Origin of the sequence: Enterococcus sp. DIV2449a (assembly GCF_051711225.1) — a bacterium.
GTDB classification, from domain to species: Bacteria; Bacillota; Bacilli; order Lactobacillales; family Enterococcaceae; genus Enterococcus_D; species Enterococcus_D casseliflavus.
Genome location: NZ_JBIOME010000001.1, coordinates 2,598,659 through 2,612,678 on the forward strand (window position 1 = coordinate 2,598,659; position 14,020 = coordinate 2,612,678).

Genomic DNA, 14,020 nt, shown 5'->3' on the forward strand with positions numbered 1-14,020 from the left:
GTTACTTGTAAATCACAGGCAGGAGTCTTCGTCTAATAAGGTTTTTTTATTATACAATAAACTATCGTAAAATTATTGCAAACAAATGAGAATCGTTATCAATTAACGCGGATTTTCTCATTTGGATGTCACAAACAGCTGCTTATGTCCCATTTTCAAGGAACAAGCTTGATTGATTTCAAAAAAAAGATGACCCACAATGGGATCATCTTTTTCCGTTTTTTTATTTTTCAAAGCCTTCTGCAACCGCTTCAGGATAGTTTTCTTTGACAATGGCTGCGCAATGGCCGCAAAGTGTTGGTAGCTGCTCTTCTACACCGACATCCACACGGACTTGACGACAACGTTCGCAGACTTCACCTTCGGCTTTTTCCACTAAGATCGCCACGTCTTCGAATTGATAGGCCGCTTCTGGTGCTGCTTCACCTGCTTCTTTGATCGTTAAGAAGTCCGGTGAAATGATCAGCAACTGAGCGATATCTGAATCAATGGCTTTTAGTAATGCCGCAACCGGTTCGGTTGGATAGACAGTCACTTTTGCTTCAAACGATTTCCCGATCAGTTTTGCATTACGCGCTTCTTCCAATGCTTTTAAGACATTGTCACGGAAATCAAGGAAAGCACGCCATAAATCAAGCAGCTCTTCTTGGTTAGCAAATGTATCATAGCCAGGGAACTCCGCTAATTGGACATATTCCTCTTCTTCTTTCAAATGTGACCAGATTTCTTCTGCCGTATGCGGAATGATCGGCGTTAGTAATTTCGTCAACGCAACCGCTGTTTGATAAAAGACGGTTTGCATAGCGCGACGTTGGAAATCATTTTCAGCTTCGATATAAACGACATCTTTCGCAAAATCCAAATAGAAGGATGACATATCGACTGTCAAGAAGTTGATGACTGTTCGGTAAATATGCAAGAAGTTGTATTTTTCATAACCATCTTCTCGGATCGTTTTGATCGTTTGATTCAAACGAACCATCATGTATTTATCAACAGAACGCAAGTTTTCAAATGGTACGCTGTCTTTTGCTGGATCAAAATCATTCGTGTTAGCCAATAAGAAACGCATGGTATTGCGAATTTTCCGATAGACTTCTGATACTTGATTCAAGATATCCATAGACACTCGAACATCCGCTTCGTAGTCAACACTGCTGACCCAAAGGCGCAAAATATCCGCACCCATTTGGTTGATCACTTTTTCTGGTGCAATGGTATTTCCAAGAGATTTACTCATCTTACGGCCTTCGCCATCTAAGGTGAAGCCTTGAGACAAGACGGCTTTGTATGGTGCGACTTCATTGATCGCCACACTAGTTGTGATACTTGAGTTGAACCACCCGCGATATTGATCAGAACCTTCCAAATACATGTCAGCTGGGAACGTCAATTCTGGACGTTGACGTAACACGGCTTCGTGAGAAGAACCTGAATCAAACCAAACATCCATGATGTCAGTTTCTTTCGAGAATTTACCGTTTGGTGAGCCTGGATGCGTAAAGCCAGCCGGCAGCAATTCTTCGGCTTCTTTTTCAAACCAAATCGTTGAACCATGTTCAGCAAACAAGTTTGCCACATGCTCGATCGTTTCAGGCGTGATGATGGCTTCGCCGTTTTCTGCATAAAAGATTGGCAATGGTACACCCCACGCACGTTGACGAGAGATCACCCAGTCGCCGCGATCGCGAATCATATTGTATAAACGGGTTTTGCCCCATGGAATGATCCAATCTACTTTTTCGATCTCATCCAAAATGTTTTGACGGAACTTATCAATTGAAGCAAACCATTGTGGCGTTGCCCGATAGATGACTGGTTTTTTCGTCCGCCAATCATGTGGATAGCTGTGAGTAAAGAAGTTTAGTTTTAATAGCGCCCCTTTTTCTTCTAAAAGCGCAGTGATCATTGGATTGGCTTTGTCATAAAAGACCCCTTCAAATCCTGGTGCTTCTTCTGTGAAGACCCCACGGCTATCGACTGGCGATAAGACATCTAGCCCATATTTTTTGCTGACGATGTAGTCATCTTCCCCGTGTCCTGGTGCAGTGTGGACCAAACCAGTACCGGCATCCAATGTCACATGATCCCCTAACATCAACAGAGACGTACGGTCATAGAAAGGATGTTGCGCCGTCATTTTTTCTAATTGATCGCCTGCCAATTCTTGCAATACTTCGACAGATTCCCAACCAATCTCATTCGTCACGGTTTCTAATAAATCTTTTGCCACGACAAATTTACGACCATCAGCCAAGATTTGAACATAGGCAAAGGTTGGATTCACAGAGATTCCTAGATTCGCTGGCAAGGTCCATGGCGTCGTCGTCCAGATAACAAAAGATGTATCTGAATCAAGCAAATCTTTGCCATCTGCGACTGGGAAAGCAACATAGATGGATGGTGATTTCACATCTTTGTATTCGATCTCGGCTTCTGCTAGTGATGATTCACTAGATGGTGACCAGTAGATTGGTTTTAATCCTTTGTAGATATAGCCTTTTTCTGCCATTTTTCCGAAAACGCGAATTTCTTCAGCTTCATAATCGGGCGTCAGTGTGATGTATGGGTGCTCCCAGTCACCAGAAACCCCTAAACGTTTGAAGTCAGCTCTTTGTGTATCCACTTGGGTCAAAGCATATTCTTCACATTTTTTGCGGTATTCTGCCAAGCTCATTTCTTTGCGCTTGATTCCTTTATTTGTCAACACTTGCTCGATCGGCAAACCATGGGTATCCCAACCAGGTACATAAGGGGAACGGAAACCTGACATTGATTTGGAACGTACGATAATGTCTTTACTGATTTTGTTCAATGAGTGTCCGATATGGATGTTCCCATTTGCATAAGGAGGACCATCGTGTAAGACAAAGGTTGGCTTGCCTTCATTTAATTCTTGACGGCGTTGATACAATCGATTTTCTTCCCATTCTTTTTGCCAATCCACTTCGCGGTTCGGCAAGTTGCCTCGCATTGGAAAAGCGGTTTTTCCAAGATGCAGTGTTTCTTTCATTTTCATTCTTGTTTCGCTCCTTTTCGTCTCACTACGTTTCCGTATAATTTCTAAATCCATTGACTCGACCAATCAATTGCTTCTATTGAACGTATCAAAATGGATTGGTTGCCATGACTTCCTTGTGTTTAGGTCTCACTGATTTTAAAAATCAATCCTAGTGATTCCTCGTTTGGTTACTACGCTCCCTACGGTCGCCTAGTACTGTTCATCATCTGCTCTGTTCCGCATTGCGGACCAGAGCAGATGATGAACAGCAAAAAACACGTCCGTCCCTGGCAAGGGACGAACGTGTTCGTGGTACCACCCAAATTTTTATTGTCGTTAGACAATTCTTTGATGATCGGTAACGGGATCAGGCGTCGTTCTCTACTTGAGTCTTTGGATAATCGGCTCTTTAAAGAACGCAACTCACAGATGATCTGATTTCTTACAGGGTTTTATTTGGCTTCCACTCTCCCAAACTCGCTTGAAAAATATAAGAAATTTTTCTGTTCTGTGTCTTAGTTGTTATCTGTTTTGTTCAATTCGTCTAATAAGTTTCTCGCATCATCTAATGTTTTCACTTCAGGGCTTTCGCTTACATCAACGATTTTTTCATCTGATTCAACAACGTCCACATCAAATGTGTCCACTGCTTCTGAGTTTACTCCAGAACCATTTTCACTGTCAAGTTCTTTTGATAAAACTTCTCTGATTACTTGATGGGAATCTTGTACGTAGCTTGAAAATGGCGCCAAAATCTCTTCCCACTCGGGGCTCTTCACTTGTTCTAATTGGGTTTGTAACATAACCAATAAGTTGTTGTGGAAGACTCTGGTTTTCTTCTTCAAGTCATTTGTTTCTGTTGCCAATTGACGGGCATTGTCTGTTGCATCCGTCAAAATCTCTTTGGCTTTTTCTTCCGCTGAGGTCATCAAGGCATGGGCATGTTTTTCTGCAGTAGCAACCATTTCATCCGCACGGTTTTGGGCAGACGTAACAATCACTTCTGATTCTTTGCTTGCGCTTGTTTTTACTTTATCCGCGGTATCTTGAGCCACGATGATGGATTGGTTCAAGGCGTCTTTCAGTTCATTGAAATACTCTAGTTTTTCTTCGGCGTGTTTCAATGATTTCTCTAACTCGCGATTGCGTTGAACCGCTTCTTCATAATCGCGGACGATCATATCCAAAAAGTCATCGACTTCGTCTTGGTTGTATCCTCTCATTTTTACTGAAAAGTTTTTATTTTGAATGTCTAATGGAGTTAATGCCATATTCTATACACCTCTTTGATTTATTTACGTAATACACCTAATAACAATCTAACTTTTTCTTTTTTCGTGGTTCCTTCTAACCCCTGTATTTGAATCCGACCAAATCCTCTTACTGAAACGATATCCAGTAAATCCAGAACAAAATCTGGTCGTAGTGCTTCTGTCCAGTTTACTTTTACTTTTCCTGATTCGATCAACTGTTTCGAACGCTGACGTGAGATGTTGTATACGGCAGAGATCACTGTATCAAGACGCAATGAACTAACCGTTTCTCTTTCCTCGGTCCAGCCATCTTTAGGAACGATCAACTCGGTGTATTTTGTTTCTTCCAAGCGCACCGAGACGTTTCCGATTTTATCCACTTGGAGTTGGATAAAATGACTGACTTCAGTAGCAACGAATACTTGCCATATTTCACCATCGGAAAGAATGTCTCCAAAGTATTCCCTCTTGACTCCAGTCCCCATTAACGTGCCTAGAACTTTTCCATGACTCAACACCGTAAATTTTTTCGGGTATTGAATCGTAAACAAAGTCATGTCAAACTCATCGGTGGTGGGCTCATAATAATCGGGATAAATCAAACAACGTCGTCTTTCAGCAGCTTCGTAACCACCAAAAAAGCGGAAGCTTAAATCCGTTGATTGACGAATCAAGCTTTCTAAAATATACGCTTGTCTCGGATCTAAAAAATCAGTTAAGTAAGGCGCATACTGCATTTGCACTTGTTCGATCCATCCTTGAGCGGAATCAATAAAAGGGCGTTCATCGTTTCGAAAATGTTGATAGACATTTGCGTTCACCGATAACCACCCCTTACGTTAAAATAAAATTGATTGTAAGATCAATATCAATGCTTGTGATGCTAGCTGTAAGACGATAATTGCAAACGCAATCGTAAAATCAATACCAGCAAAACTTAATTTCAATCGATCAAATAAACTCAAATACGGTTCACACACTTTTGCTAAGAAACGGCCAAAAGCGGATTGATACCCTCCTGGAAACCAAGACAAAAGTGCATAGATCACTAATAAAATGGTATACAGATAAACAGCATCACTTAGTAATTTAACGAATCTCAAAAATAAAATTGGCGTTCCTCCTCACTTTAGATATCAAAAAAATTGGTATCTGCTAATGTTTGGGCAGTGCCTTCAATTTCCATACCCTTAGGCGTGCAAAGAAAAATTTCATCGCCAACACGCTTGATATCACCATCTTCAGCGTACACTGTTCCTGTTAAAAAATCAACTATTCGACGAGCTTGGTACTCTTCAATTAAATGAAAATTAACAAGTACAGCATCCCCATTGATGACCTGCTTGGCAATCCCCATCGCTTCGGAATAGACGCGTGGCTCTACGATCGTTATTTTACCAGCTGCTTGTGCGGGTGTTTCTTTTGCTTTTGTTTCTTTGACTCTCGTATTGCTTCTTTGTTGTGCCATCGGAACGACTTTTTCTTCCGTCTTCGTCACCGGTCTTACCCGTTCAGCCGCAGCTGAGGCTTGTTGATAGACAGCTGCTTGTGGTTGCTGTCTGTATTGATAGGCTTGATTTTGTGGTTGACTTGTTGTACGTGTTGCCGCTTGGCCAGATGCATACGTATTCGTGGTTGCTCTGGGGGCTGTAAAAGCTCCTCCTTGGTTCACAGCTTGTTTAGACGCTGTGCGTGCCGGTTCTTCCGTGGCAAATGTTTCTTCGTAGTAATCTTCTTCGTCAGTCAATCCAAAAAAATTGGTCAGTTTCTCTTTGAGCGACATCGGTCAACCTCCTTTTTTATTGAAATAATGCTGTTCCTACACGAATAAATGTTGCACCTTCTTGAATCGCAATGGGAAAATCATTACTCATTCCTATACTCGTTTCTAAGCAAGGGGCATGTGTAAGATGCAGGTCAGCGATCTGTTGTTGAATCCTTTTTAATTCTTTAAAAATCTGATGCTGCTCGTCTTTGGAAGCAGTGAGCGGGGCCATCGTCATCAATCCAACAACACGAATTTTGTCGAACGAAGCAAGTGCTTCAATAAAAGCCATTACCTCTTCAACAAAAATCCCTTGTTTCGTTGCTTCCTGCGAAACATTCACTTCCACAAAGCAGTTGATCGGATGCTCTGCTCGTTTTTGAATTTCTTGTGCCAGTTTGATTGAATCTAACGCATGGAAAAAATCAATCTCATTTATAATTGATTTTACCTTTCTGCGTTGCAAATTGCCAATAAAATGCCAACGGACATCTGGATAATCCTTTAGTGCTGCCTTCTTTTCAAGTAGTTTTTCTACTCGATTTTCTGCACAATCCCGCACACCATTTTCTAAAAGGACTCTTGTTGTTTCTGTATCGACGGATTTTGTCACAGCTGTCAAACAGACATCATTGGCATTTCTAGAAACAAGAGCACAGGAATCCTGTATCTCTTGCTGAATCTTGTGCAAGTTCTCAGAAATCATGTGCTCTGCCCCCTAGCGTTTACGACGGAAAAATGGTGGTGTGCTTAATTCGTCGTCATCATTCGAACGTACTTCATCACGGCTGAAGGTATCGAATTCTTTCTTTTCTACATTTTCAAATGTGTTTTCTTCTACTTTAGGTCGTACATTTTGTTCTTTGCGGATATCCCAATCACCAAAGCCATTGCTTTCTTCTGCTTGCGCTGGGCGTGCTTGATCCATATCTAATGTTGGTTTTTGAGGGATAGAATGAATTTGACCTTGGCTTTGTCTGCTAGAGCGAGAACCCCGTTCTTTTTTTGAAGGGTCAATGCCGGTTGCAATGACTGTCACACGGATCTCATCGCCTAAGTCTTCATTGATTGATGTACCTAAGATAATGTTTACGTCGCCTGTTGCCGCATGAGCGACGATATCAGAAGCATCTTGTGCTTCAAATAAAGTCATATCCAATCCGCCAGTGATGTTCAATAGCACTTGTTCTGCGCCATCGATCGACGTTTCTAGTAATGGTGAAGAGATCGCTTTTTTCGTTGCTTCGATCACACGTTCTTCCCCGCTAGCAACACCGATTCCCATCAAGGCTGTGCCTTGATTTTCCATTACTGTTTTCACATCAGCGAAGTCTAAGTTGACATAGCCAGGTGCAGTGATCAAGTCTGAGATCCCTTGAACCCCTTGACGCAAGACATTGTCGGCTTCACGGAATGCTTCAAGCATTGGCGTTTTCTTGTCAACAACTTCTAATAAACGGTTGTTTGAGATGATCAATAAGGTATCGACATTCTCTTTTAATTTAGCGATGCCTTCAGCCGCAAAACGGCCACGTTTTGGTCCTTCAAATGTAAACGGACGAGTAACGACACCGACTGTCAACGCGCCGATTTCTTTAGCGATTTTCGCTACGATCGGTGCAGCACCTGTTCCGGTTCCGCCACCCATACCAGCGGTAATGAAAATCATGTCTGCGCCTTCTAATGATTCGCGAATAGAATCTTCACTTTCTTCCGCTGCTTTTTGACCAACTTCTGGTTGAGAGCCAGCACCAAGTCCGCGGGTATATTTAGGGCCTAATTGAATGACTGTTTCTGCTTTTGAGTTTTTTAACGCTTGAACGTCAGTGTTGGCTGCAATAAATTCTACGCCCTTGACATTTTCTTCGATCATACGATTGACTGCGTTGCCGCCACCGCCACCGACTCCGATGACTTTGATCACAGCGCCGTCATTGATGTTATTATCAATTGAAAATTCCATAATTTATCTTCCTCCTGAGAATCGTTTTAGATTATTCAAAGATATTTGAGAAGAAATCTTTTACTCGGTTTGTGATCGACTCACCTTTTTTCTCTTCTTCTGCTTCTTCATAAGTTTCTTCTGGCGCTTCATATTGTTCGTAATGCACTTCTTGTTGTTGAATAGCAACGGGCTGTTGCGCCACTGTTTTTTCACCAGTGATCGCACTTTTGGCAAGCTGGTACACTTCGCTTAAGTTTGCCGAATAGTCAACGATACTGATCACATTCGTGAAAACAGGATTTCTAAGTCCCATATGATTAGGAACGTAAAGCTTGACGTTTGTTTCGAATACTTCTTGAGCAAGATCTACGACACCAGGAAGACTTGCAGCGCCACCAGTCAAGATCACGCCACCCGGTAAATCAAGCCCATCGATTTCGTCTAGGACTTCTTTTGATTTGGTGAAGATTTGTTCCATACGGGCTTCAATGATTTCTGATAAATAGCGTTCATCGATTTTCACTGGTTCTGATTTCCCGATCACATCAACCGGAAATTCTTCACTGGCTGAAGTGCGTTCAGGATACGCATCCCCATAATTGATCTTCAATGCTTCTGCATTGTTGAAAGAGGTATTTAAAACCGTCGAAATGTCTTTTGTGACAAATTCGCCGCCCTCTTGGTTCACATGGGTGAATTTCAATTGCTTGTCGTGCATCGCTGCTGTGGTTGTTTGGCCGCCACCAATGTCAATGACGATCGTACCAAAATCTTTTTCACCGTCTGATAAAATCGATTCTGTTAGTGCTAATGGCGTAATGACTACTTCATTAACAATCAAACCAGATTTTTCAACACATTTGCGAATGTTGTGAATGATGGTTTTTGGTCCTGTATACACAACACCAAACATTTCTAGGCGAACCCCGATCATGCCACGAGGATCTTTGATTCCTTCAAAACCATCAACGGTAAATTCCTGCGGTAAAATAGCAATGATCTGTCTTTCAGGAGGGGTAGAACGAACGAGTGCTGCGGAGGCAACATTACGCACGTCTTCGTCGGTGATCTCTTTTGATTCACTATTGACAGCGATCATTCCTTGACAATTTTCCACTTCAAGAAGATTGGCTGGTACACCAACACTTACACTGCGAATTTGAATTCCTGCTTTTTCTTCTGCTTGTCTTACTGCTCTTTGAATGGCTTGTACCGTTTTATCGATATCTACAATGATCCCACGGTTGATTCCTTCTGATTTTGCATTACCTACACCAATGATATTCATTTGGCTGTCAACGTATTCGGCTACTACAACTTTTACAGATGTCGTACCGATATCAAGGCCAACATACATTCCCGTTTTTGCCATGGATGGGGTTCCCTCCTACTTAAATTGGATATATAGCGAACCATCACAGTCCGTTTTTAGAGTTCATTCGAATAATTTGTTCACTGTTACCAATTCTACCATATAATGGCGCTTTTTAGAAACAAGTTAATGAAAAAAACTCTTGAATTTTTCCTAAGAATCACTATCAGCTGTTTGATTTTCGTCTGCATCGTCTTCTTGTGTATTTGAAATTGGGTAAGTAAAGATTCCAACTTCCATATCCACAATACTGTCCTCGGTCAAATCTTTGGCAATTTGCGGATAATACTGCATTTGACTCACCATATTCGAAATGTTGACGATCACTTGATTGCCATCATTCATAAAGAGAGTCAGCAGCTCATCATTGCTGTCACGGGGGGTATATTTGATTTGAGAAACGCCATCGCGAATTTCTGAACTTAATTCTTGATAGGCACTAAGTGTTGCTTTGATTTTATCTTCAGCCGAAAAATTTTCTAAAACCGGCAATCCTTCCACTGGCTGCTCACTGATTTCATCTAACACAACGCCATTTTCTAAAACCGGCGCATAGCCACCATCTTGGGCTAGTAAAGCAACTTCTTGAAATTCAGTGACAGTGATATCGAAGCGATTGATACCAGATAGAGAAATTGAGGCATTTTTTATACGTGGCAATTCTTTTTTGATGGCAGACACGCTTTGATTACGTTCGAAAAATTGCGGCCACATCTCTTCATTGACGGTTAGGTCCGAATTTTCGAGAATTGCTTCTGCGGATACTTCATGATTGCCTTTGACGACCACATTCGCCAAACGACTAAGGGGCGAAACGAAATACAAAACAATCAATAAAGGAATCATCAACAATCCAATAATCAAGGCTAAACGGCGAATCAACACTTGGTTGCGGTACGCCTTTAGGTTAGGCAGCCGATCAGCAAAGGAGCGGGCCTTATTTTCTGGCTCTGGCAATGCTTCCTTCTCATCAACGGACTCTTCCATTGCTTCATCTGCTTCAAAAAACGCTTCTTCTTGCTCGTCTTCATGGTCTTTGGACGTATCTTCTGTTTCTTCAGGAGCAGGAGAAGACCAAGCTGGCTGATTGCCTTTTTCTTGCAAATACTTTAGATTTTCTTTTTGCCAAGGGGTCAACTCTTCCGTTGACGAGGGGGTTTGATCATCATGAGGTGTTTTGTCTTTACTAATGATAATCGCTCCTTTCTATCCCACACATTGTACTATTTGATTACCTCTTGCACAAGTCGAAATAATCGTTCTGAGGCATCGCTGATCCCTTGTTCTTTTGAGGCTTTTGCCATCTTACTACGAAGGGCTTCATCTTGCATGATACTGTCTACTGCTTCCACGAGGTTTTGACTGTTTAGTTCATGATCGGCAATCATTTTGACTGCTCCTGCATTGGCTAAACTTTGGGCGTTCTTCGTTTGGTGGTCATTGGTCACATAAGGACTAGGAATCAAAATCGCTGGAATCCCTAATGCAGTGAATTCTGCGATCGATGTGGCTCCTGCTCGTCCAATCAACAAATCACTATTTGCCATCACTTCCGCCATCTGATCAATGTAAGGGCGAATACTGATATTAGGAAAGGCATCTTTTGACATGCCGATTTTTTCTTCGATCTCTTTGTAATACCGTTCACCTGACGCATAGAGAAGCTGATACTCTTTTTGAGCAAACAGCGGCAGCGCATCAATGATCGCTTGATTGATTTTCAGTGCTCCTTGACTCCCACCAAAAACCAAGACCGTCTTTTTCGCCGGATTTAAATCGTAGGAAGACAAGATCGCTGACTTTTGACTGTTGCGTACTTCTTGACCTCTGGGATTCCCCACCAGCACTGTTTTTTTCGCTGGAAAGTACTGGGACGCATCGTGAAATGCAATGGCGATTTTATCCACATATTTGGTTAGAAATTTATTCGTGATCCCGGGAACACTATTTTGTTCATGAATAATTGTAGGAATTTTCAACTTCGCTGCAGCAAAGACCACCGCGCCAGAAACGTAGCCGCCGGTGCCGATCACCACATCCGGTTGAAACTCCTTGATGATTTTTTTGGCTGCGTAATAACTTTTCATGAAAAGTTGGATCGTTTTTACATTATCGAAGGACAACTTACGCTTAAAGCCTTGGATTTCTAATGTTTTAAAAGGAATACCTGTTGGAGGGACGATTTTATTTTCCAAGCCCCTTGTTGCACCAATGTATAAAAATTCGGCTGTCGGGTCAATCTCTTTTACATAATCGACAAAAGACAACGCTGGATAAATATGTCCGCCAGTACCGCCGCCAGTCACAAGTATTTTCATATCCGTCACTCATTTCTATTTAAGTTCTGCTACTGCCGCCATAAATTTGTCGCCGCGAACTTCAAAATTAGGGTATTGATCCCAACTTGCATTCGCAGGTGACAATAAAATCGTATCTCCAGCAGCACTTAAAGAAAAGGCTAATGGGACGGCTGTTTCAACATGGTCTGTCATTTCAATTGTTTTTACCCCTGCTGCTTGAGCAGCAGCGGCTAATTTTTCCTTTGTTTCACCAAACAACACGATGGCTTTTAGCCCTTTTAGTGCGGGAACTAAGTCATCAAAGCTGTTCCCCCGATCCAAACCACCTGCCAATAAAATCAGTTTCTCATTGTCAAAGCCGCCTAATGCCATTTCTGTGGCTAGAATGTTTGTTGCTTTAGAGTCATTGAAAAATTTCACCTGATTGATGGTGGTGACATACTGAGTCCGATGGGGCACGCCTGTAAAGGTTTGTAACGCTTGCTTAATGGCTTCGTTTGGCATATCGCAAAGTTTACCGACAGCAATCGCTGCTAATGCATTTTCAATATTATGATCTCCTGGCACGCCAAGTTCATCAGCTGCCATGATCACTTCTTCTTTATAATAGAGGATACCGTCAAGCATGTACGCGCCTGCTACTTTTTCCTTGGTGGAAAAAGGAATGATTTGCGCGTTTGATTTTGCCGACAGTGCTTCTAGTTCTGGCTGGTTCCAGTTGATCACCAAATAATCATCTGCAGTCATTCGCTGTTGCAACCGCCACTTTGCTAGGACATACTCTGGACGACTGCCATGGTAATCGATATGGGCTTCATAAATATTGGTGATCACGGCGATTTTTGGTCGCAAAGTATCGATCCCCATCAATTGGAAGCTAGACAATTCCATGACTAATCGGTCTTCCGCTTTGGCCGTTTGAGCAACGGAACTTGCAGGAAACCCAATGTTCCCAGAAAGCAGTGCCTGCCCTTTTTGCATCCCGGCGTTTAAGACATTGGCGATCATGGTCGTTGTGGTGGTTTTTCCGTTCGTACCAGTAATGCCGATAATCGGAGCCTCAGAGATTTGATACGCTAGCTCCACTTCCGTGATTACAGGAATTTTTTTCTCTAAAGCTTTTTGAACAAGGGGCTGTGAATAAGGGATTCCGGGATTTTTCACAACTAACGAAAAGCCTTCATCCAATAATTCGATTGGGTGGCTGCCAGTGATCACTTTGACCCCTAACGCCAAAAGATCTTGTGCTTCGGGATTTTCAGCAAATGGCTTGCCGTCATTAACGGTCACAAGTGCGCCCAAATCATGTAACAATTTGGCCGCACTGAATCCACTACGCGCTAATCCTAGCACAAGAACTTTTTTATTTTGATATGTTTTAATTTTTTTCATTTTCTTCATCTCCTACCATACAAGGGCTATTGTGAGCAACGAGCAACCTAACGCAATACACCAAAAAACAGTGTCGATCTTCCACTCAGACCATCCGCTCATTTCAAAATGATGGTGGATGGGTGACATCTTGAAGATTCGTTTGCCCGTTAATTTGAATGAGGCAACTTGCAGCATCACGCTTGCTGTTTCACAAACATAGACCAGTCCGACAAGCAAGAGGGTCCATTCTTGGTGTAAAAGAATCGAAATTGCTGCCAGCAGACCGCCTAAAGCCAGCGAGCCGACATCCCCCATAAAAATTTTAGCCGGTTTGCGATTGTACGGAAAGAAGCCGATCAATCCGCCAATGATTGCTAGACAAACGATCAATACATCAATTTGATCTTGCCGCCAAGCAATCAGTGCGTAAGTTGAAAAAGAAATCGTGCCCAGTCCTGCGACCAGACCATCGATACCGTCGGTCAAGTTGACTGCATTTGAAAAACCGACCAGCCAAAAGATGACGAACACTCCGTAAAAGATCGACAGTGGCACATCGATCCCAAAGAAATTTAACACGTCTGCATTGCCTTCCGCTCGAAAAACAAAGTAAAAGACGAGTCCGCCTAAAATTTGTCCAATCAATTTTTGCAGCGAGTTTAAGCCCATATTTCTTTTGCGGAAAATCTTGATGAAATCGTCAAGAAATCCTAATGCACCATAAACCAAGGTAATGAACAAAAGAATGAACAATGAAGCAGTCAGTTGATTTTGCCATGCCCCTACCCAAATTGCAGTGATCATTGCAGAAATCAAAAATACAAACCCACCCATCGTTGGTGTACCAGCCTTTACGTTATGCCATTTAGGGCCGTCACCACGTATTTCCTGTCCGTATTTCTTCATTTGAAAATAGCCGATAAACAAAGGCATTGCGGCTGTTACGATCGCAAAGCCGCTTGCCAAAGGTAATATCATCTCTGTCCATTCCATATCGTTCTCTCCTATTA

Annotated in this window: 12 protein-coding genes; all 12 read right to left on the bottom strand. The window is 42.3% G+C overall.

Annotation, left to right across the window (positions count from 1 at the left end; genetic code table 11):
• Positions 1–223: 223 nt before the first annotated feature.
• Positions 224–3,019, bottom strand: coding sequence for an isoleucine--tRNA ligase (gene ileS / locus IGI76_RS12375; RefSeq protein WP_231434749.1), 2,796 nt, complete (start codon positions 3,017–3,019; stop codon positions 224–226).
• 497 nt (positions 3,020–3,516) lie between these two features.
• Positions 3,517–4,272, bottom strand: a complete 756-nt coding sequence (locus tag IGI76_RS12380) for a DivIVA domain-containing protein (protein ID WP_005228824.1) — start codon at positions 4,270–4,272, stop codon at positions 3,517–3,519.
• Positions 4,273–4,292: 20 nt separating this feature from the next.
• Positions 4,293–5,075 (bottom strand): RNA-binding protein, encoded by a 783-nt coding sequence (locus tag IGI76_RS12385; protein ID WP_005228823.1) that lies wholly within the window; start codon positions 5,073–5,075, stop codon positions 4,293–4,295.
• 18 nt (positions 5,076–5,093) lie between these two features.
• On the bottom strand, positions 5,094–5,357 hold the full coding sequence (locus IGI76_RS12390; RefSeq protein ID WP_005228822.1) for a YggT family protein: 264 nt from the start codon (positions 5,355–5,357) through the stop codon (positions 5,094–5,096).
• Positions 5,358–5,383: 26 nt separating this feature from the next.
• On the bottom strand, positions 5,384–6,037 hold the full coding sequence (locus IGI76_RS12395; protein ID WP_010749764.1) for a cell division protein SepF: 654 nt from the start codon (positions 6,035–6,037) through the stop codon (positions 5,384–5,386).
• Positions 6,038–6,053: 16 nt separating this feature from the next.
• Positions 6,054–6,725 carry a YggS family pyridoxal phosphate-dependent enzyme gene (locus IGI76_RS12400; RefSeq protein ID WP_333718662.1) on the bottom strand — a complete coding sequence of 224 codons (672 nt, stop codon included), beginning with the start codon at positions 6,723–6,725 and terminating at the stop codon, positions 6,054–6,056.
• A gap of 12 nt (positions 6,726–6,737) precedes the next feature.
• Complete coding sequence (gene ftsZ / locus IGI76_RS12405) at positions 6,738–7,982, bottom strand: cell division protein FtsZ (RefSeq protein WP_005228816.1); 1,245 nt, start codon at positions 7,980–7,982, stop codon at positions 6,738–6,740.
• Positions 7,983–8,013: 31 nt separating this feature from the next.
• Positions 8,014–9,336 (bottom strand): cell division protein FtsA, encoded by a 1,323-nt coding sequence (gene ftsA, locus IGI76_RS12410; RefSeq protein ID WP_005228814.1) that lies wholly within the window; start codon positions 9,334–9,336, stop codon positions 8,014–8,016.
• A gap of 153 nt (positions 9,337–9,489) precedes the next feature.
• Positions 9,490–10,473, bottom strand: a complete 984-nt coding sequence (locus IGI76_RS12415; RefSeq protein ID WP_128487821.1) for a cell division protein FtsQ/DivIB — start codon at positions 10,471–10,473, stop codon at positions 9,490–9,492.
• 86 nt (positions 10,474–10,559) lie between these two features.
• Complete coding sequence (gene murG / locus IGI76_RS12420; RefSeq protein WP_010749767.1) at positions 10,560–11,654, bottom strand: undecaprenyldiphospho-muramoylpentapeptide beta-N-acetylglucosaminyltransferase; 1,095 nt, start codon at positions 11,652–11,654, stop codon at positions 10,560–10,562.
• 15 nt (positions 11,655–11,669) lie between these two features.
• On the bottom strand, positions 11,670–13,028 hold the full coding sequence (gene murD / locus IGI76_RS12425) for a UDP-N-acetylmuramoyl-L-alanine--D-glutamate ligase (RefSeq protein WP_231434751.1): 1,359 nt from the start codon (positions 13,026–13,028) through the stop codon (positions 11,670–11,672).
• Positions 13,029–13,040: 12 nt separating this feature from the next.
• Complete coding sequence (mraY, locus tag IGI76_RS12430) at positions 13,041–14,003, bottom strand: phospho-N-acetylmuramoyl-pentapeptide-transferase (RefSeq protein ID WP_010749769.1); 963 nt, start codon at positions 14,001–14,003, stop codon at positions 13,041–13,043.
• Positions 14,004–14,020: the final 17 nt, after the last annotated feature.